Source organism: Mesorhizobium sp. M1307 (genome assembly GCF_040318155.1).
GTDB lineage: Bacteria > Pseudomonadota > Alphaproteobacteria > Rhizobiales > Rhizobiaceae > Mesorhizobium.
This window is the reverse complement of the sequence record NZ_JAMYLR010000052.1, coordinates 20,307-39,624: the sequence shown is the minus strand read 5'-3', so window position 1 is coordinate 39,624 and position 19,318 is coordinate 20,307. Positions and strand designations below refer to the sequence as shown.

General features: G+C 60.6%; 16 protein-coding genes and 1 pseudogene. 4 read left to right on the top strand and 13 right to left on the bottom strand.

The genetic code is table 11. The annotated features are described in order from the left end of the window. Positions 1-94: 94 nt before the first annotated feature. Positions 95-292: pseudogene (locus NKH16_RS31170) on the top strand (tetratricopeptide repeat protein); the annotation flags it as partial. A gap of 97 nt (positions 293-389) precedes the next feature. Here the strand turns inward: NKH16_RS31170 and NKH16_RS31165 are convergent. The 3 genes from NKH16_RS31165 to NKH16_RS31155 all read right to left on the bottom strand — a co-directional run bounded on the left by NKH16_RS31165 (position 390) and on the right by NKH16_RS31155 (position 3,413). After that, the gene (locus NKH16_RS31165; protein WP_352748259.1) at positions 390-1,787 is read right to left on the bottom strand and encodes a hypothetical protein; all 1,398 of its coding nucleotides are present in this window, start codon (positions 1,785-1,787) and stop codon (positions 390-392) included. A 203-nt stretch (positions 1,788-1,990) separates the two neighbouring features. Continuing rightward, positions 1,991-2,515, bottom strand: coding sequence for a GNAT family N-acetyltransferase (locus tag NKH16_RS31160; protein ID WP_352450247.1), 525 nt, complete (start codon positions 2,513-2,515; stop codon positions 1,991-1,993). Positions 2,516-2,606: 91 nt separating this feature from the next. Further along, positions 2,607-3,413, bottom strand: coding sequence for a hypothetical protein (locus tag NKH16_RS31155; protein ID WP_352450248.1), 807 nt, complete (start codon positions 3,411-3,413; stop codon positions 2,607-2,609). A gap of 203 nt (positions 3,414-3,616) precedes the next feature. Between NKH16_RS31155 and NKH16_RS31150 the strand changes: the two genes are divergently transcribed. After that, entirely contained in the window at positions 3,617-5,032 is a 1,416-nt protein-coding gene (locus NKH16_RS31150; protein WP_352457161.1) for an adenylate/guanylate cyclase domain-containing protein, read from the top strand. 37 nt (positions 5,033-5,069) lie between these two features. Here the strand turns inward: NKH16_RS31150 and NKH16_RS31145 are convergent, their stop codons facing one another. The 8 genes from NKH16_RS31145 to NKH16_RS31110 form a co-directional block, all read right to left on the bottom strand. Further along, positions 5,070-5,549 carry a class I SAM-dependent methyltransferase gene (locus NKH16_RS31145; RefSeq protein WP_352903373.1) on the bottom strand — a complete coding sequence of 160 codons (480 nt, stop codon included), beginning with the start codon at positions 5,547-5,549 and terminating at the stop codon, positions 5,070-5,072. Positions 5,550-5,758: 209 nt separating this feature from the next. Continuing rightward, entirely contained in the window at positions 5,759-6,940 is a 1,182-nt protein-coding gene (locus NKH16_RS31140; protein WP_352450251.1) for an ABC transporter permease, read from the bottom strand. Beyond that, positions 6,937-7,935: an ABC transporter permease gene (locus NKH16_RS31135; protein WP_023675966.1), complete on the bottom strand. Its 999-nt coding sequence runs from the start codon at positions 7,933-7,935 to the stop codon at positions 6,937-6,939. Before NKH16_RS31135 ends, NKH16_RS31140 begins: the two co-directional genes overlap by 4 nt. Before the next feature lie 2 nt (positions 7,936-7,937). Beyond that, complete coding sequence (locus NKH16_RS31130; RefSeq protein ID WP_352450252.1) at positions 7,938-9,836, bottom strand: ABC transporter substrate-binding protein; 1,899 nt, start codon at positions 9,834-9,836, stop codon at positions 7,938-7,940. Next, positions 9,833-11,728: an ABC transporter ATP-binding protein gene (locus NKH16_RS31125; protein WP_352450253.1), complete on the bottom strand. Its 1,896-nt coding sequence runs from the start codon at positions 11,726-11,728 to the stop codon at positions 9,833-9,835. The genes NKH16_RS31130 and NKH16_RS31125 overlap by 4 nt, the downstream gene beginning before the upstream one ends. Positions 11,729-11,877: 149 nt before the next feature. Next, positions 11,878-13,218: an adenylate/guanylate cyclase domain-containing protein gene (locus tag NKH16_RS31120; RefSeq protein ID WP_352450254.1), complete on the bottom strand. Its 1,341-nt coding sequence runs from the start codon at positions 13,216-13,218 to the stop codon at positions 11,878-11,880. Between the two features lie 45 nt (positions 13,219-13,263). After that, positions 13,264-14,607: a nucleotide sugar dehydrogenase gene (locus NKH16_RS31115; RefSeq protein WP_352450255.1), complete on the bottom strand. Its 1,344-nt coding sequence runs from the start codon at positions 14,605-14,607 to the stop codon at positions 13,264-13,266. Positions 14,608-14,712: 105 nt separating this feature from the next. Further along, positions 14,713-15,891 (bottom strand): DUF3095 domain-containing protein, encoded by a 1,179-nt coding sequence (locus NKH16_RS31110; RefSeq protein ID WP_352457190.1) that lies wholly within the window; start codon positions 15,889-15,891, stop codon positions 14,713-14,715. A 74-nt stretch (positions 15,892-15,965) separates the two neighbouring features. On the opposite strand from NKH16_RS31110, the gene NKH16_RS31105 reads away from it, so the two are divergent. Together NKH16_RS31105 and NKH16_RS31100 are read left to right on the top strand one after the other, a co-directional pair. Next, on the top strand, positions 15,966-17,054 hold the full coding sequence (locus tag NKH16_RS31105) for a glycosyltransferase family 4 protein (RefSeq protein ID WP_352748254.1): 1,089 nt from the start codon (positions 15,966-15,968) through the stop codon (positions 17,052-17,054). Then, positions 17,051-17,827, top strand: a complete 777-nt coding sequence (locus NKH16_RS31100) for a polysaccharide deacetylase family protein (RefSeq protein ID WP_352450258.1) — start codon at positions 17,051-17,053, stop codon at positions 17,825-17,827. The genes NKH16_RS31105 and NKH16_RS31100 overlap by 4 nt, the downstream gene beginning before the upstream one ends. 50 nt (positions 17,828-17,877) lie before the next feature. Here NKH16_RS31100 and NKH16_RS31095 read toward each other — a convergent pair whose 3' ends face one another. Further along, positions 17,878-18,732 (bottom strand): MBL fold metallo-hydrolase, encoded by an 855-nt coding sequence (locus tag NKH16_RS31095; protein ID WP_352748251.1) that lies wholly within the window; start codon positions 18,730-18,732, stop codon positions 17,878-17,880. Between the two features lie 122 nt (positions 18,733-18,854). Beyond that, positions 18,855-19,304 carry a cyclic nucleotide-binding domain-containing protein gene (locus tag NKH16_RS31090; protein ID WP_023675957.1) on the bottom strand — a complete coding sequence of 150 codons (450 nt, stop codon included), beginning with the start codon at positions 19,302-19,304 and terminating at the stop codon, positions 18,855-18,857. Positions 19,305-19,318: the final 14 nt, after the last annotated feature.

The following is a 19,318-nucleotide window of genomic DNA, read 5'->3' as shown; positions in this document are numbered from 1 at the left end:
TCACCACCGTGCCATGGCCGCTCGCCCCTCAGAGCAAGCCCCGTTCTCTCTCCAAAACTTTTTGCAGAACCTTCAGCACACTATCTGCAACGGGCTGACTCGCAACGCTGTCACCGACGTCTCGCGTGCTTCCGGCCCGCAGCTACGGCCATCTGGGCCGTTTCGCCGAAGCCCGCGCGGCATGGCAGGAGGCGCTTCGCGTCAATCCCGACTATTCGTTGGAATACCGTCGCAAAGTCTTGCCCTACAAGAACCGGTCGATTTCGAACACGTGGTGGATGGGCTCCGCAAGGGGCGGTGCGGTGCAATGACAGGTGAGGCCTATGCGGCCGGATCAGACGCCAGAGGCTCCCCGATAGATCGCCGTGGCTTGCGGTTGCGAATTAGGCTCAGGTCGGCTTGATCTCTGCCTGGCCGATCTTGCGCCATCTGGCGTTTTCGCGAACCAGTTTCAGGTCGTCGGTCGTCTCGGCAAATGTCCGCAATCGGTATTGCCGGAGCAGGTCCGGGAAGAGCGCTCCTTCCGGCAGGCCGGCAAGCTGCTCGCGGACTGAGATCTTTTCATCGATGACCCGCATGCCCCAGGCATTTTCCCGAACCTGCAGCTCCGCAGCCAGATCGCGCTCTTCCGGCGCGTTTTCGTCTAGCACGGCCAGAAGGATCGAGTGGAAAAGCGCTACATAGCCAATCTGTCTCAGGCCCCCCACGACCCGCACGCGCGGCAATATGGCAAGGACGAGGAACGTCAGGAACAAGTTCGGCAGCAGCACGCCGTCCAGCAGCGCCTGCCTGAGATACGGCCGCTCGAACGGGATGGAAAGACCTTGCGGCCTGTCGGGCTCGATCAGGTGCCCGTTCTCGAGAACGAGCTTGCGCACGCGCTCCTCGCGGATGCCCCAGAAATAGTCCGTGGCATTGGGCAGGAATCTGCCAAATGGGCTCGATGCGGCCTCTTGCCAGGCATGTTCGAGACGCTGGCGTCTTGCGGGTTCAATGAGCAGCCTGGAAAGAAGGCTGCCGTCATATTCCAGATGCCGCGCCATGGCAGCCGCGGCGGCCCGATCATCGATGAAAACCGGCAGGGCCATGCCGGCACGATCCCAATTGGCGACCATATCCTGGTTCAGGGCAGTCAGCGCATCGGCGGCGGTTTCAAACACCTTGTCCTGGCTGGCAAGCAGTGTGCCCAGCCAGCGGCTGGCATCCGTTTCATCGCCCACCGCTTCGAGCGCGCGCTTGTTGAGGGAGACGGGACCGGCCACGCAGGCGCTTTTGCGGCACAGTTTGTGGCGCCCCATGCCAAACAGGTTGACCTTGTCGTCGCCGACATCGAGCCATCCCGGCCCCTCCCGGCCAACTGTCTCCATGGTCATCGTCGTTCCCATGAAGCCGACGAAGGCCGACAGCCCGTTTTCGACTGCGCCGAGCCAGGCAAGCAGGAGGGCATCGAAGGTGATCCGGTCCATCAGAAGCAGGCAGTGCAGGCCGGACTGAATCACCGGTCTGTGCTCGAACTCGTCGAGGGCTTTGCCGATCTCGTCAGGCTGCATGATCATACCGAGGCGCTGATGCAGGACTTCGCGCAGGATCGAGCGGGCAGCGATCGCCGGGCCCGATGCAGGCCTTGCCACCGGCCGCCAAAGATGGCGGGCGTAGTCGGAAACCGGTGCATTCCAGTTCTGCTCGATGTCGCGCACGACCTCCGGGCAGAGCAGCGACAGCACAGTCAGAATTTCCACCGGAGGCGTAGGGGTAGGGGAAGGGGTAGGATCAAAGACGGCGGTCATTGGTCCCGTCTAGCCGCTTGCGGTGCAAACGCCAAGCGAGACCAGACTTGCTGGATGCGGCCGGCCCACACATAGATCGTCAACTCGATTAAGATGGCGTGAGACGAAATGGCCGTATCCTACGCAGCTCTCCATGAGCAATCACCTGTTCGCTCGGCACGAATTGTCAGACTGGCTAAACAGCTAACGCCAAACAGCGGATCTTAGAACCGCAGCCGGGCCATGCTCAGGAGGTCGTGGTACTGCCCGTCGGTAAAGCCGGCCTTCACATGCCGGCCTTCGACCTCAAAGCCGTGGCTTTTGTAGAGACGGAGAGCCGCTTCGTTGTCGGCATAGACGGTCAATTCGACCCGCTTCAGGGCGCGCCAGTTGTCGGCCACGTCAAGCAGCGCGCCAAGTATGGCAGAGCCGATACCTTTGCCGACAAAGGCATCGTCAAGGCCAATATTGATCTCGCCGATATGCGAACGGCGCGGTGAACCCTGCACGACTAGGCTGCCATGGCCGACGACCTTGCCGTCCAGCTCGGCAACGATCCAGGTGGTTTCCTGGCCGGACTTGGCAATGCGCCGCGCCACCTGCTCCACCATCTCGAAAGGCATCCTGAGCGTGCCCCAGCGGAAGCCCGGCATATTGAAGATAGCGCAAAGCGCCTCCGCATCGCTTGGCCGGACGGACCGCAGCAGCGGCTCGATTTTCTCGGAGGGTGGCGAGGTCGTGCTGGTCATGGCGTTCCCGGAGAAGGCAATCGGCCCGGTACGATGCACCGGACGCCACCTGAAAATCCAGCCGTCTCTGACCTATGATGCCGATTGCGAGCTAAAAATACCGGGAGGCAGCGTAGAGTTTGAAGACGCCGCTGATGCCTATCCAGCCGAAAAGGGCGAGCCAGCATAATGTCACGGTCGCCGTCCAGTCGATCCGGTGCACCGCAGCGTTGGTGATGACGACGCCGAGGATGGCAAGCAGGCCAACCAGAAACTGCGCCAACCCGAGCACCAGCAGTTCCTCGCGCGGCGCGCTTCTCCAGACGAGATATATACCGCCCGCACCGGCGAGGAAGATGGCGCTGTAGACCTGAGCGTGGAAGGCATCGATCGGCCATGGCCAGATGCCACTGAATGTCAGGGGAAACAGCAACAGGCCGACGCCATAGAGCCCAAGGATCGCGGATTCCGCCGGCATGTAGCCGCGCCATGCGGGATTTAAGGTCACGCCTTTTGCAGAAGGACGGGCCCTGGCCCGCCACAGGGACAGCCCGGATACCGCGACCGAAGCAAGATAGACCAAAAACCACAGCCAGGGCGCTTTGCGCTCGAAGTTGAAATAGCCGAGATTGATGAACGAAGCCACCGACACGATGACGGTGAAGATGAAGGCCATGACGAGCACGAGCCTGCCGGGCGACCAGCGATTCCAGACCAGCAGCGCCGCCATCACGACCATTTCGGCGGTGTAGAAGCCACCGAGGAAGCGCGCATTGAACGGCGTGACGGCCCAAGGCCAGCCCGGTTTCACCAGCGCAGGCATGAAAAACAGGCCGGCGCCTACGATCAGGACGATGATGACCACCGCAGAAAAAAGGCGCAGGGCCGCGGGAAATGGCGGATTGTCGGATGTCGGCATGGGAGAAAATCCCAAAGATGAATGCGCCATGGACCATCATAGTGCTGCTTGCGGCCGGTTAAAATCCGCCGAATGGAAATTGAACGGTCACCAGGCTATCCATTCGAATGGCCGTACGGTCCGTTTCGAAGTAAGATGGAGCACTCGGACCAAAGACCGGTCCGGTCAAAACGCCTCGGGGTGCATTTTCCGGAGCCTGCACGATGAACGAAGCTCAGGATCTGTTCTCACTTCTGCGACAATCGGCCGATGTCGATCCGCAGGCGATCGACGCGATCAAGCGAACCATCGCGGAGGGCGAGGACCGCGAACTTTGCCGCATCAATGCGCCAGCCTTCGCCAGCAAGCATGGCCTCGACGAGGAGCGCGCAATAAGCGCCTTTCTCCATGCGGCGCGGGTGGGCATCTTCGACATTTCCTGGAATGTTCTGTGCCCCGGCTGCGGCGGCGTGCTCGACACCAACGCCACGCTGAAAACCCTGCAAAAGGACGAATACACCTGCGCGCTGTGCTCCGAGGGCTATTCACCGACCCTCGACGAGATGGTCGAGGTGACATTCACCGTCAGTCCCCGCGTGCGCAGGATTGCCGCCCACAATCCACACGAACTGCCGGTGGCGGAATATTTCCGCCAAATCTACTGGGCGTCCGGCGTCGATCTGCCGGAAGAGGATTTCGCGAAAAAGCTGGAAGCGTTCTCGCTGGAGGATATCGAGCTTGCGCCCGGTGAAAAGGCGGTTCTGCCCATACAGCTTCCGTCCGAATTCATCATCGTCTTCGAGCCGGTCACCCATTCAGCGCAGTTCATCGACGGGAAGGGCGAACCAACAAAGGAGCGCCGGAGCCTCTCTTTGGCCTTCGACCGCGACCATGTCCAGAACCAGACGCTGGAGATGCAGCCCGGCCCGTTGCGCATTTCGCTGGAAAACCGGACTGACACCCGCGTGCTGCCGACGGTCTTCATCGCCGGCCAGGCATTGCATGATTTCCTGGGAAAACGCCGGCCCTTCCTGACCGCCAAGCGCCTGCTCACCAACCAGACGTTCCGCGATCTCTATCGCACGGATACACTCGACATCAACCAGCGCCTGAAGATCACCAGCCTGACGTTCCTGTTCACCGACCTGCGCGGATCGACCGAGCTTTACGAGCGGGTGGGCGACCTTTCAGCCTTCGATCTCGTGCGCGAGCATTTCCAGGTTCTGCACGAGATCGTCACGGCGGAGGCAGGCGCGGTGGTGAAGACGATCGGTGATGCGGTGATGGCGACCTTCGCGACGCCTGATCGTGCGATAGCTGCAGCCCTCAGGATGCGCGATGCCATGCGTACGCTCAACGACAAGAGCGGGCGCGAGGATCTGCTGCTCAAGATCGGAGTCCATGCCGGCCCCTGCATCGCCGTGTCTATGAATGAGCGACAGGACTATTTCGGCCAGACGGTCAACATTGCTTCGCGGGTCCAGAACCTTGCCAACGCACAGGCGATCTTCGCCACTCGAGCGGTGGTCGACGACAATCTCACCGCCGATCTCTTGCACAGGAACGCGCTGACGCCCGTGCCCCACGAGGTCTCGCTGCGCGGCATTGACCGGGAGATAGCAGTATACACGATCCCCTGAAGGCTTGGCCCCTGAAGATTTGGCTCGTCCCGGCCCCTCACACGCGCCTACAGATAAAATAACGATCGGCGGGAACCGAAGGTGGCGGCGGGAGGCGTTGCAACTGCGGGTGATCGAGCGGCGTGCCGCTGACCGCGATGCCGCCGACGCGAAGCAGGCGCGCGGTCAGATCGGGAAGCCAGGTAGAGGTCACTGCATCGCGATCTTCATAGCCGGTGCCGATGTCGGCATGAACAAGAGCGGCGTCGATGCCAATGAACCTGCTCGCCGTCTCGCGTATTTCGCCGAGCACGAGGTTTTCAGCTTGGGGAATTGAGCTGGCGTGTGCGGCAAGTGCGCGGTCGAACGCTACGATCCGGCGTCCGGGCAGGCGCTCGCGCAGATGGTGGAACGTCCGGCCATTGCCGAGGCCGAGCTCGAGCACGGGCCCCTCCATCTTCGCCACCTCGGCGCAGACATGATCAAGTATGTCGCGCTGTGCGGTCATCCTCCGGATGAAACTGTCAAGGCGACTCATGTGCGATTGTATGTCCAGAACCAGTTCACGAAATCAACTGCCCCCCGACCAGAGCGTTTCGCGGCTGAAACCCGAGGCCGACGTGTTAAACCCCGATCGAGTCTTGCCGCGTGTAGACGCGGACGATGAACACTGCAACAAGCGAACAGTTGCCGACAAGGATCATACCGGGTGGAGTCGGCGGCACTGCGCGCGGCGGAATAGCGCTGTCACTTGTAGGGGTCCGCGGCGTCCCGCAACCCGTCGCCGAGGAAGTTGAACGCCAAGATGACGAGAACGACGGGAAGCATCGGCAAAAGCAGCCATGGATAGAACGCGATCACGCTGACGCTGCGCGCCTCGGTGAGCAGGATGCCCCAGCTGGTTATCGGCGCCCTCAGGCCGAGCCCGAGGAAGCTCAGCGCCGTCTCGCCCAGGATCATGCCGGGTATGGAGATCGTCGCCGTCGCGATCAGATGCGACATGAAGCCGGGAATGAGATGCCGCCCGATGATGCGGCTGCTTCTGGCGCCCATCAATTGCGCGGCCAGAACATAATCCTCCTCGCGCAAGGCTAGAAGCTTTGAACGCACGGCCCGCGCCAGTCCGGTCCAGTCGAGCAGCCCGAGGATGACGGTGATGCCGAAATAGATCAGGATCGGACTCCAGGTTATCGGCATGATCGCCGCCAGAGCCAGCCATAGCGGAATGCTGGGGATCGATTGCAGAACTTCGATTATCCGTTGGACGATCAGGTCGAAGATACCGCCGTGATAGCCGGCCAGTCCGCCGATGACAATGCCGAGCAGGAAGCTGAAACTGATGCCGACGAGGCCGATTGTCAGTGAAATACGTGCGCCATAGATGATGCGCGAGAGCACATCGCGCCCCAGCCTGTCAGTGCCGGCCAGAAAGAGTTGGCCGTTTTCGGCAGGGCAGACAAAATGCCTGTCGCCTTCGATAAGGCCCCAGAACCGGTAACTGTCGCCCTTGCAGAAGAAACGGATCCGCTGAACATCATCCTGTTTCTCGACGTAGTTCCGCTTGAGCGTGTCCATATCCAGCGTCATCTGGCGGCCATAGACGAACGGCCCGACGAACTCGCCGTTGTGGAACAGGTGCACCCGCTGCGGCGGTGAATAGATGTAGTCCATGTTGCGCGTGTGCAGATCGTAGGGCGCCAGGAACTCGCAGATCAGTATCCCGAAATAAAGCGCTGCCAGGAATATGCCGGATACAAGGGCAAGCCGGTGCCGACGGAATTTCCACCACATCAGCCGCAACTGCGACGCCTGAAAGACCTTCTCCTGCTCCGGCGTCATCGCCTCGACCGACTGCAGGTCAAAGGGCTCGATGGAAACGTAGTGTTGCAGTGGGGCACCCGGAGCGGGCAGCGGCGATTGCGTGTTCATTTGGTGCTGCCGCCTTGCAAACGAATTCGCGGATCAAGTAGCGCCAGCGCCAGGTCGGAAATCAGGACGCCGATGACTGTCAGGAAGGCGAGGAACATCAGGAACGACCCTGCGAGATACATGTCCTGGCTTTGCAGCGCCTTGATCAGCATCGGCCCGGTCGTTTCCAAAGACAGCACGATCGCCGTGATTTCGGCACCGGAGATGATGGCCGGCAGGATAGAGCCGATATCCGAAATGAAGAAATTGAGCGCCATGCGCAGCGGATATTTGACCAGCGCCCTGAAGGGATGAAGGCCTTTGGCGTGCGCGGTCACGACATATTGCTTATGTAGCTCATCGAGCAGATTGGCGCGCAGCCGCCGGATCATGCTTGCCGTGCCCCCGGTTCCGATGATCAAGACCGGAATCCAGAGATGGGCGAGGATCGATTTCGCCTTGGCCCAGCTCATCGGCTCGCCGAGATATTGCTGGTCCATGAGATGGCCGATAGACGTGCCGAACCAGATGTTGGCGAAATACATCAGGATCAGCGCCAGCATGAAGTTCGGAATCGCAAGGCCGAGAAGGCCGAAGAAAGTCAGGCCGTAGTCGCCCCAGCTGTATTGATGCGTGGCGGAGTACATGCCGATCGGAAAGGCGATGAGCCAGGTAAAGATGATCGTGACGAAGGAAACCAGCACCGTCAGCCACATTCGGTCCCCGACGACGTCGCGAACCGGCAGCTCATATTCGAAGGAATAGCCGAAATCGCCGTGCAGCATCCCGCCGACCCAGTAGAAGTAGCGAATGACCGGTGGCTTGTCGAAACCATATTCCTTGCGCATCATCTCGATGCGATCGGAATCCACCGCTTCGCCCTGAGCCCGAAGCTCGGCAACATAGCTGTCGAAATAGTCGCCTGGGGGAAGTTCGATGATCGTGAACACCAGTGCCGATATGACCAGCAGCGTTGGAACCATCACGGCGATACGCCAGACAAAATATCGAAGCACGCTCAGGACTCTCCAAGCCAGAATGTATCCGGCATATAGACACCGAAATAGGCGGTCGGGTCGTAGCCGTAGAGCGCCTTGTCAGGCAGATTGCGCAGCCGCGAGGATGCCAGAATCGGCTGATGCGTTCCGTTTACCGTGCCGATCGAAAACACCTGATCGGTATAGATCGACAGCATTGAATTCCAGATCTCGGCGCGCTCCGTGGCTTCGGTCGATGCGTTCCAGCGCTTGAGTAAAGCCATCAACTCGACCACGGGCGGAAGATCGGGCGCTTCGCCGACCTTGCCACGGGACAAGTAGTGAGCACCCCAGAGCGGCCATTGCAGCTGGTCATCAACGGTGGGGGCGAGTTGGTAGGGGTTCATGTCGGCGGTCGGCACGCCATTGTCGATGCCCGACCACATCGACATCATGATCTGGCCACCAAGCGCGCGGCTGCGGAAGATGTCGCGCTGCGAAGTCCGGATGAACAGGGCGATGCCGATCTTGCGCCAGTGATCGGTGATGAGCTCGAGCGCGTCGGTTTCCAGCGTGCTTTCGCCGGCCGTTTCCACTACGAGCTGCGCCGGGCGTCCGTCGGGGAGTATCCGCAGGCCGTCATCGTCACGCGCCTGAAGCCCGACCTCGTCGAGCAGGGCATTGGCCTGGTCGGGATCATGGGCGACCCAGGCTTTCGCGAATTCCGGCCGGTAGAGCGGGCTCTCCGGCAGGACCGTATCGGCACTTTCCTGCGCCAATCCGTAGAACACAGCCAAATTGATCTCGCGCCTGTTCACAGCGAGCGAAAGTGCGCGGCGCACGCGCACGTCACGAAAAAGGCCACGCCACACCTGGTCGGCACAATTCAGATTGGGCAGCAGCGCCAGCCGCGAACCTTGTGTGCGTTTCCAGAGATGCATCTTCACCGGGTAGCGCTTCTCCGCATCCTTCAGGAAGGAGTAATCGGTGAAGTCAATTCCCATGCCTTGCAGGTCGCTCTCGCCCGCACCGGTCTTGGCGGAAATGATCGCCGACGAGCTGACATTCATGACAATCCGGTCGACATAGGGCAGTTGCCGGCCATTCTCGTCTATTCGATGAAAGAACGGGTTCCGCTCGAAGACGAACTGCTCAGCCGGCGGCTTGGTCCGGTTCTGCCAGGGATCGAGCGTCGGCAGTTCCGGGTTCTCCGGGCGATACTGCCGCGACATGCGGATATGCAAGAGAGTCCATTTCTGGGCCCGGTTCTCCTTCATTAGGCCGGCGAGCCGGAATGGATCTTGGTATTTCTTGTGGAACTGCTTGAGATAGGCGGCCGGCAGAACAAGCGATAGGGGCGAAGCAGCGGCGAGCTTGGGCAGGAAGTCGGGATTGGGCGCATCCCAACTATAGCGGACCGTCAACGGATCGACGATCTCGAAGCGTGGCGGCTTGCCGTCCGCCAGCAGGGCCGGGGCGAGCCCGCCTTGCGAAAGCTCATCGTTCAGCCAGACATCTTCCCAGCAATAGCGAAAATCCTCCGACGTCAGCAGGCTACCGTCAGACCATTTATGTCCTTCTCGTATCTTGAAAGTGAAGACACGATCATCCGCTACATCGAAACTTTCGAGAATGTCGGCTTGCAGGTTAAGCTTTTCGTCATAGCCGACCAGGCGAGCGTACCCGTAGATTGTCATCATCCGGATGTCTTTCTGGCTGCCGATGATCGTGCGCAGCGTGCCGCCATATTGGCCGGGCTGCCGGCCCATCGCGGCGAGATTCAACGCGCGAGGGCGCTTGGGCAGGCGTTCGGCGAGTGCCGGCAGCGCTCTGGCCTTCAGCTGCGGCTCAAGAAATTCCGGCTCCAGATCGCCGGCGCGCAACGTGCCCGGCAGAAATGCCGAAGCCATGAGTCCAAGGACGGTGCGCCGGCTGATCAATGGCGTAGCTCGCTGAAATCGGCCGAACGTCGGGCCAGCACGAGGTGGCCGCCGCCAAGATCGAGCGGCGACAGCATATCCTCGTCGCCCTCGTCGCGGAATTGCGGTCCCCATGCGCTGGTGTCGGAAGCGCCGCTGAGTTTCAGCGTCTTGAAATCCATCGGCCTGTCGAGATCGGGGAAAGGTACTGCGGCGACCAGTGAGCGCGTGTAGGGGTGGACCGGTTTCCTAAGCAGAATTTCGCGCGGCGCGAGCTCGACGATACGCCCGCCGCACATCACCGCGATACGGTCTGCCATGTAGTCCACCACCGCGAGGTTGTGGGATATGAACAGGTAGGTCAGGCCCAGTTCCTTCTGCAGGTCCTTCAGAAGGTTCAGGATCTGCGCCTGGACAGAGACATCGAGTGCCGAAACCGGCTCGTCGCAGATCAGGAGTTCAGGCCCCAGCGCCAACGCGCGCGCGATGCCGATACGCTGACGCTGCCCGCCGGAGAAACTATGCGGATAACGCTTTATGAAGCGCGGGTCGAGCCCGATTGCCTGCATCAGGCTCTTGACCGTGGCGAGTCGGGACGCGGCATTGCCACGTCGATGGATTTCCAGCGGCTCGCTCAAAATGTTCTCCACCGTCATGCGGGGTGAAAGCGACGAAACCGGATCCTGGAATACCATCTGGATTTTCGCGCGCAGCATGCGCAGGGCGTCTCCCTCGGCTTCCAAGACGTCGATCGGACCATCGCGGCCATTGAAGATCACAGAGCCGCCGCTAGGGGTGACAGCCCGCATGAGGATCTTGCTGACGGTGGTTTTGCCGGAGCCGCTTTCGCCGACAAGACCCAGGCACTCACCCCGCCTGATATCAAAGCTCACGCCGTCCACGGCGCGAACAGAGGTTTGATGATCTCCGCCGAACCATCCGGACTTGCGGATCGTGAAGGTCTTTGTCAGATCCCTGACCGACAGCAGGATGTCGTCCGGCCCCTTCGATGCCGGCGCCGTCTGCTTGCCGAGCAGGTTCCCGACATTCACCGGCACCTCGCGGAGCGCCTTTAGCCTTTCGCCGGGCTTCAGGTCGAAATGCGGAACGGCTGCCATCAGGCCCTTCAGGTAAGGGTGGCCCGGCCGGCGGAATATCGCCTCCACAGGTCCCGCTTCCATGATCTCGCCATGGTACATGACCACCACCTCGTCGGCGACGTTGGCGACTACGCCAAGGTCGTGCGTGATCAGCAGCATCGCCATGTTCAGCTTCGTCTGAAGCTCGCGCAGCAATTGCAGGATTTGCGCCTGGATGGTGACGTCCAACGCCGTCGTCGGCTCGTCGGCGATCAACAGCGCGGGCCGGCAGATAAGCGCCATGGCGATCATGGCGCGTTGACGCAATCCTCCCGAAAGTTCAAAGGGATACATGTCATAGGCGCGCTTGGGGTTGGGAAAGCCGACAAGTCCGAGCATTTCCTTGGTCCGCGCCTTGCGCTCCACCCAAGCCATGGGCGTATGAATCTGCAGGGATTCGCTCACCTGATTGCCGATCGTATGCAGCGGCGACAGTGATGTCATCGGCTCCTGAAATATTTTGCCGATGCGGCTGCCTCTCAACGCCCGGATTTCGGGTCCGTCACGCGGCATCTGCAGGATATCCTGCGTCGTGCCGGGCTTTTCAGGATCGGAAAACAGGATACGCCCGCGAACATGGGCTGTGTTCGGCAAAATGCCCATCACTGCCTGGCTGAGAACCGATTTTCCGGAACCGGACTCGCCCACAAGCGCGGTAACCTTGCCGGGCAGGACGCGAAGATTTGCACGCCTCACGGCATGCAACGGTCCCCCTATAATGGCAAAAGAGATGCCAACATCCTCGATCCGCAGCAGATCAACGCCCAAATTCATTCTCACACCAGCCCCCACTCTGGCAGGTCCAGAAGGCGAGACTATCGCATTGCCAGCCTAGAGCAACTTGGATTCGAACAGTCGCCAGCTCCCTGGCGGAACCGGCGACCGGACTGCATACCAAACGCGTTCGGATCAGATCGTGGCGGTTACTGGAGCTTCCTCGGGTCGCCCGCGGACGGCCGCGCGGCATTGCGATGAAGCAGCATGACCTGCTCGGCGTCCGATATTCGGTCGTAAATCGGCTCCAGCGCACCGTCTTCGTCGAGCGAGAGAGTACCCGACAAATCGGGTGAAAGCACCGTTAGCTTCTGCCTGATGCCCGCCAGTTCCTCCATGCCGAGCGCCAGCCAGTTGTTGGCGCCGCAATAGCCGGCGAAGTCTTTGCTGGCGAGAACGCTGTGCGGATATTTCTTGGTCAGGGTCTGGAGACGCTGGACCTCGTTTACAGCCGAGCCGAAGACAGAGAATGTGAGCCGGTCGGTAAGCCCGACATTGCCGAACATCACATTGCCGACATGCAGGCCGATACCATAGTTTATGTCGCTCAATCCCTGCTGCTTTCTGCGCAGATTGAGATCCATCATGCGCGCGGTGGCCTTGTGCGCTGCTGCAAGAGCAGCCTGGCAGGCGATCTCGGACTGTGAACGGTGCCTTGCGCAAGGGTAGACGGCAATGAAGCCATCACCTATGAAACTCATGATCTGCCCGCCCTTGCGATTGAAAGGTGCAGCAGCGGCGTCGAAAAACTGGTTCAGCGTATCGATATAGACTTCGCGGCCGGACGTTTCGGCAAGTCTTGACGACCCGCGCATGTCGCCCATGACCAGTGCCGCCCGGATTGTATCACCCTCGCCGCGCTTGATCTGGCCGTCGAGCACGCGCCTGCCGGCGTCGCCGCCGAGATAAGTGGTCATCATGTTGTCGGCAAGCTTGGTGAGCACCGCCATCTTGGTTGCGATAGCGAGATGGTTCTGGATGCGCAGCAGCGCCGAAATCATGCTGTCGCTGAAGCCTGCAGCACTGTCGGTGGACCAAGACCCGATCATGCCCTGACTGGTGTTGCCGCTGAAGGGATGGACGAAAGCCATGTAATCGGTGACGCCCATCAGCTTGAGGTCATCGAAAACAGGAAATTCCGACGGCACCGACGGGTCGAGCCGGCGCCGCAGATGGTCGAGCTTGTGGCTGAGCAGATGGTAGTATGGGCTGGTCAGGAATCTGTCGGAATGAACGCCGTTCTCCTTGCGGAAGCCTTCCACTTCCAGGCCCTGGCCGCGGAGCCAGGTGAAGCCGAGCGCGTCATAAAGCGGATGAAGCATCGAAAAGCTCAAATGCACCCGCTTCAACGGCAGGCCGGCAGCAGCCAGCCGTTCACAAAAGCCCCTTACCAATGTTTCCAGGTCGTCGCCCGCCAACGCCGATTGGGTCAGCCAATCGGCAACCTTATCCATGAGAATGGCTGAAATTTCTGCTTGCGCTGTGCTCATGCTATCTCGAAATCTCCTTGCACAAATTCGCCGGCTCGGACGCCGTCAGGCCTTTACCACCGTCTCTCGGGCTAGCCCGAGGCGGCCAAAAATATTGCGTGTGTCGACGATCAGTAGAGCGTGATCCGCGATCGCCTGATAGTCGATCGCGTCGTGGTCGGTCGCAACGACGACAGCGTCGAAATCCTTCAAGGCCACCTCGGTCAATTCGACAGAACGACGCCCCTTGATCGCCATATGCTCCCGTGTGGCCGGGATTTCGGTAACATGCGGATCGTGGAATTCCGCCTTGCCGCCCCATTCCTCGATGAGTTCAATGAGCCGCAATGAGGGACTTTCGCGGATGTCGGGCACATTCTTCTTATAGGCGAGCCCGATGATGAGAATGCGCGAGCGGCTGAGCGCCTTGCCGCAGCGCCGGTCCAGCGCCTTCGCCAGTTCATCGACCACATGACGCGGCATGGCCGTGTTGATCTCTGCCGCCAGCTCGATGAAGCGGGTCGGCAGTTCGTATTCGCGAGCCTTCCACGTCAGGTAGAAGGGATCGATCGGAACGCAGTGCCCGCCAAGTCCAGGGCCAGGATAGAAAGGCATGTAGCCGAAGGGCTTGGTCTTTGCCGCCTCGATCACCTCCCAGATGTCGATTCCCATCGCACCGAGCACGATCTTCAACTCGTTGACGAGGGCTATATTGACCGAGCGGAAGATGTTTTCCGTCAGCTTGACCGCCTCGGCGGTCGCCGTGGTGGAAACCGGAACGACGGTCTTGACCACGCCATGGTAGAAAGCCTGCACGAGCGTCGCCGCTTCAATGCCGTCACCTGCCACGACCTTGGGGATCGTCGCGACTTCAAAGCTGCGGTTGCCGGGATCCTCGCGTTCGGGCGAGAAGCCGAGGAAGAAGTCTATCCTCGACTGCAAGCCGATTTTTTCCAAGATGGGCTTGATCACGTCGTCGGTGGTGCCGGGATAGGTGGTCGATTCCAGCACGATCAGCTGACCGAGACGCAGATGCTTCGCGATGGTGCCTGCGGTGTTCCTGACAAAGGAGAGATCCGGCTCGCGGTGTTTCGTCAGTGGTGTCGGAACGCAGATGATGATGACATCGCAGACGGCCAGTTCGGCAAAATCCGCAGTGGCGCGGAACCGTCCGCTCGCCACCTGGCCGGCAAGGGCTGTCGACGTCACCGCCTCGATGTAGGATTGTCCGTTGTTCAGGCTCTCGACCTTTTGGGCTTCGATGTCGAAGCCGCAAACAGGGAAGCCGGCGCGTGCGATCGCAACCGCCAGCGGCAACCCGACATAGCCCAGTCCGATCACGCCGACTTGCGCGGCACGCGTCGAAATCCGGTTCAGAAGGCGGTCATATGTCGATCGTGAGGCGTCCAAAAATCTGCTTCCCGTCAATTCGGACAGGCCGTCCGCTTCCATGGTGAGGCTCACCGCTCACAAGAGCCCCGAGGCATATTGCGGAAAATCGATGTCCGCAAGCCGTCAGACCGGCACCTTCGCCTTAAGGCTTGCGGCAGCCATCGCATAGCCGCCGGCGGCGCCATCGATGAAATGAACGTGATCGCGCTGCAGCGGCGATGCGACGAGGCATGTCATCAAGGCCGATTTCTGGCGGTGCAGGCCATAGTTGCAGATGCCCGCCTCTTCCGCCTGTTTCAGCCGGTTCTCGATCCGTTGCAACACATCCGCGTCAACGTCGATGGTCATCTTTAAGCCATCGTCGAACTTCCGGAAATCCGAATTGCTGGCCACTTCGCGTTTGTAGATCTTCGGATCGAATCTGCCGATCGTCCAGCCATATCTATCCGTAACAGCCGTAAGCGTCATCAGGAACACTATCCACAGCTTCGACAGCCACCGCCGTCCTGCCGGCGCCGTGGCCCGCGCCTCGATATCGAGGCCGGCGGGCAGCAAACTGTAGTCCGGCCCGTTCACCGGCACCGGGTGGCCATCGCGTTCCTGCCTGCCGGCAAGGGCGATGATGTCGGAAACCAGAAACTGAAAACCGCGCAAGTCGCGCGACGCCCCCGGTATGGCTATGATCGAGACGATTTCGCCATGCCGGGCTTCGATCGGGTTCCAGCGGCACGAGAGGCCGGTCAGGTCCGGCCGCGCGCCGGCCGGCGCAGGATCGATGCGGTAGCGCCCCGCTTTCATCTCGGCTTCCGCCCAACTGCCGCCACCTCCGGCGAACATGGCATAGAAGACCGCATCGGAGGCCTGGAACCTCGCCACGCGAACGTCGAGGCCTTGCGCTCTTATATCCTTTATCGGCACGATTGCGGCACGCAAGGTCAGATCCAGTTCGTCCGCCACCCATCTCTGGACAGCCGCCAGCGCGTTGCGGGTGATCTCCAGCGCCGAGCCGGGAAACGCCACGAGCGCGCCGTCGCCGCCGAAGACAAAGGGAAGATCTTGCCTACCCAGCGCATTGAGCAGCGCCGAAATGACGCTGGCACCGGCCATATTGACGGTTTTATAGCGCCCCGCCTCGATCGCCTTGGTCGAGCCGACGATGTCTGCGGTGGCCAGCGCCCAGCCATCGGGGAGAGGCCGATAGTTATCGATATCGGCAACGCTTTCGAACTTTGCGAAGACCGGCAGGGAAGCAACAAACGGATCGGACGCGGCAGCTGTTTCCATGAGCATCAGATAGCACATTCCAGTGCTTGAGGGTGAAGTCGATCATGCTTCGAAATTGACTTGCGCAGGCTTTCCGATGATAGGGACCGGCGATGCGAATTGCCTTCTATGCGCCGCTGAAGTCGCCCAATCATCCCGTTGCCTCCGGCGACCGCCAGATGGCACGGATGCTGGTCAAGGCGCTGGAGCATGGAGGGCATAGCGTCGAACTGGCATCCGAATTGCGCTTCTATCTACGCGAACCGGATTCGAAAAGTTTCGATGCGCTCAAGACCGAGGCCCGGGAGGAAGCCGCGCGGCTGGCAAGGCTTTGGGATCGTGACGGCAAGCCCGATCTGTGGTTCACCTATCATCCCTATTACAAGGCGCCCGACCTGATCGGGCCCGAACTGGCGTTGGCCTTTGGTGTCCCCTATGTGACAGCGGAAGCTTCCTATTCGAGGCGGCGCAACACCGGTTTGTGGGCCGATACGCAAGCGTTGGTGGCGCGAGCCGTCGAACAGGCGGTGCTGAACATCTGCTTCACGCAAAGGGATCGTCAGGGACTGGCAGATGCGGTACCCGACGCCGCTTTCGGCATGCTTTCGCCCTTCATCGACACATCGCTATTCCGGGAAACGCCGGCACGGGGTTGTCCGACGCGCCTCGTTACCGTCGCCATGATGCGCCCGGGCGACAAAGTCGAAAGCTACCGCATGCTGGCGCAGGCGCTCGGTTCGATCGGTCACCTGCCCTGGACCATGTCGGTCGTCGGGGACGGACCTGCCCGCGAGGAGATCAAAGCGCAATTCGCCGGCTTGCCCGCCGAGCGTATCGAATGGCTTGGCGCGATTGAGCCAGCCGCCGTGCCGGATGTCCTCTACAGTGGGGGAATTTACGTCTGGCCGGGTTTCGGCGAGGCCTATGGCGTTGCCTATCTTGAAGCACAGGCCGCCGGCCTTCCTGTTGTGGCTCAGGACGTCGCCGGCGTGCCGGAGGTCGTCCGGGATGGCCAGGCCGGGTTTCTCACCCCGCCGGACGATGTGGCGGCGTTCGCTTCTGCCATTGAAAGGCTTCTGGCCCGTAACGACGAAAGATCCATCATGGCCGCAGAAGCCAGACGTTTCATCCTCGAAGAACGTTCTCTCGGTGCTGCAGCGGCGCGTCTGGCCGAACTTCTTGCGAAGATCCCCGTCTCATGACATCCGATCAAATCTGGCAACCCTTGGTGGAGGAACTGGCGAGCCGGCAACGGGCGGACCGTAAGGCAGAGTTCTGGCTGCGCGACGATGACGCCGTGGATCCGACGCCTGCGCTTGATCGGTTGCTCGACCTCACCGGTGAATTCGCGGTTCCGGTGACTCTGGCCGTCATTCCCGCCGTGACTGACGAGAAGCTTGTCGTTCGGCTTGACGAGGCGCCGCATGCCACGGTCGCCATCCATGGCTGGGCGCACCGAAATCATGCGCCCGAGGGCCAGAAGAAGCAGGAGCTCGGCGCGCATCGACCACGCGAGGCGGTGCTCGATGATCTGGCTCGCGGGCTGGCGCACGTAACCGGCCTGCACGGCGCACGTGCCGTTCCGATGCTGGTGCCACCCTGGAACAGGATCGACGCCGGCTTGGTATCCGACCTTGGATCGATAGGATTTTCGGCATTGTCGGTCTATGGACCGCCAAGGCCGGCGTCACTTGCGGTCATCAACAGCAATGTCGACATCATGGATTGGCATGGCACGCGCGGCTGCCGCGATCATGGCCTATTGGTTCAGGCTATCATCGCGCAATTGCAGCATGCATTCGATGGGGGCGAACCGGTGGGCCTGCTCACCCACCATCTCGTACATGATGAATCGGCCTGGCTCTTCCTCGAACGGCTGTTCACAGTCACCGCACAGACTGAAGCCTGCGCATGGCTTCCGATCAGGACATTGATCGGGCGCAGCGCCGGTAGAACAATTCCAGGAAAAGTGTGAACGGTTTCCGTCCGGAATTGCGTCAAAACAAAGAGATAGAGGAAAATAGCTCAGTGCTTTTTGCGCAATGAGACCGGAATGTTGAGCGTCTGGCCATCCCGCGCGGCAAAAGCGCCGGTAAACCTGTCCTTGGCCAGTTTCTGGATCTTGTCCAGTTCCTTGTCGGTGCGTGTCGGATCGTGGTGAAACAGCGCAAGCCTCCGCGCACCGGCCGCCTCACAGAGTTTGACGCCCTGTTGCCACGTCGAGTGCCCGTAACCGCGGCGGCGTTCCATTTCCTCCTCGGTGTAGGTGCAATCGTAGATGACGAGGTCGGCATCTTCGATCAGGCCGAGCACCGCCTGATCGAGTTTGTCCGGCTCATGCTCAGTGTCTGTGATCACCGCCACGACGCCGCCACCCCATTCGACCCGGTAGCCTATGCAGCCGCCCGGATGCGTAAGACTGCCGGTTCGGACCACCACCCCTTCGCGCGGGCGAAGCACGTCTCCGGATACAAAATCGCGATAGTCGAGGCTTGCCTTGCAGGCCTCCAGTTTCACCGGAAACCACGGCGGCCGCATGAACTCATCGACCATCTGCCGGGTCGTCATGTGTCCTGCAAGATGCCCGGACCAAAGCGTAACCTGGGCGCCCCGGTCATAGATCGGCGCAAAAGACGGCAGCCCGATGATGTGATCGTAATGGCAATGGGTGAAAAGCAGGTCAAAATCGGTCACGCCCAACGCCTGAAGCGCCGCGCCGGCTGGCCTTAGGCCAGAGCCTGCGTCGAACAGAAGCGTATGCTTACCGCATCGCATCTCGACGCAGATTGAGTTGCCACCATAGCGAGAGAACTCTGGCCCTGATACCGAAATGCTGCCGCGGACACCCCAAAACCTGACCAGGAAAACGTTGTCGTCCATGCTACCCCTTCGCCCATCATATCTAAACAACTGCCGCTAGGCGAGACAGGCTTTCTCCGGGTGATCTTCTCAGCGAGAGGACAGTGCCGTCACGACGGCGAGGATCGAGCGCACGTCCTTCGTTATTTGGCGCTTCGTGCGTCGATCAGATCCGCGGTCGTATGGCTTAGGCGATCGGCAAGAACCCGCAATATCTCGATGGTCATTTCCGGGAACTCCCTCATAAGTCTCAGGAAATGATCCTTGCGGATTCTCAGGGCTTCCAGCGGACTTGCCGCTCTGACGGTGGCAGTGCGGGAGCTGTTGCACAATATGGCGATCTCGCCAACGATCGAATTTGGCTCCAGTTCTGCAACTTTTATCGGTCCGCTGTCGGAATCGACAAGAATATCCGCTCTGCCTGAAAGGATGACATAGGCGGCGTCTCCCTCGTCGCCCTGCCGGAAAAGGATCTGGCCGGCGCTGTAGCTCACACGATCGGATGTGAACGCAAGCAGCTTAAGCTTTGTCGGCTCGATGGCAGAGAACAAGGGAACGCGTTGCAGCATTCCAACTTCATCCTTGAGCAGCATTGTCGCAAACCTTC

Coding starts and splice junctions, on each gene's coding strand:
- NKH16_RS31165 (WP_352748259.1), bottom strand. CDS start 1,787: ATGACCGCCGTCTTTGATCCTACCCCTTCCCCTACCCCTACGCCTCCG.
- NKH16_RS31160 (WP_352450247.1), bottom strand. CDS start 2,515: ATGACCAGCACGACCTCGCCACCCTCCGAGAAAATCGAGCCGCTGCTG.
- NKH16_RS31155 (WP_352450248.1), bottom strand. CDS start 3,413: ATGCCGACATCCGACAATCCGCCATTTCCCGCGGCCCTGCGCCTTTTT.
- NKH16_RS31150 (WP_352457161.1), top strand. CDS start 3,617: ATGAACGAAGCTCAGGATCTGTTCTCACTTCTGCGACAATCGGCCGAT.
- NKH16_RS31145 (WP_352903373.1), bottom strand. CDS start 5,549: ATGAGTCGCCTTGACAGTTTCATCCGGAGGATGACCGCACAGCGCGAC.
- NKH16_RS31140 (WP_352450251.1), bottom strand. CDS start 6,940: ATGAACACGCAATCGCCGCTGCCCGCTCCGGGTGCCCCACTGCAACAC.
- NKH16_RS31125 (WP_352450253.1), bottom strand. CDS start 11,728: ATGAATTTGGGCGTTGATCTGCTGCGGATCGAGGATGTTGGCATCTCT.
- NKH16_RS31120 (WP_352450254.1), bottom strand. CDS start 13,218: ATGAGCACAGCGCAAGCAGAAATTTCAGCCATTCTCATGGATAAGGTT.
- NKH16_RS31110 (WP_352457190.1), bottom strand. CDS start 15,891: ATGTGCTATCTGATGCTCATGGAAACAGCTGCCGCGTCCGATCCGTTT.
- NKH16_RS31105 (WP_352748254.1), top strand. CDS start 15,966: ATGCGAATTGCCTTCTATGCGCCGCTGAAGTCGCCCAATCATCCCGTT.
- NKH16_RS31100 (WP_352450258.1), top strand. CDS start 17,051: ATGACATCCGATCAAATCTGGCAACCCTTGGTGGAGGAACTGGCGAGC.
- NKH16_RS31095 (WP_352748251.1), bottom strand. CDS start 18,732: ATGGACGACAACGTTTTCCTGGTCAGGTTTTGGGGTGTCCGCGGCAGC.
- NKH16_RS31090 (WP_023675957.1), bottom strand. CDS start 19,304: ATGCTGCTCAAGGATGAAGTTGGAATGCTGCAACGCGTTCCCTTGTTC.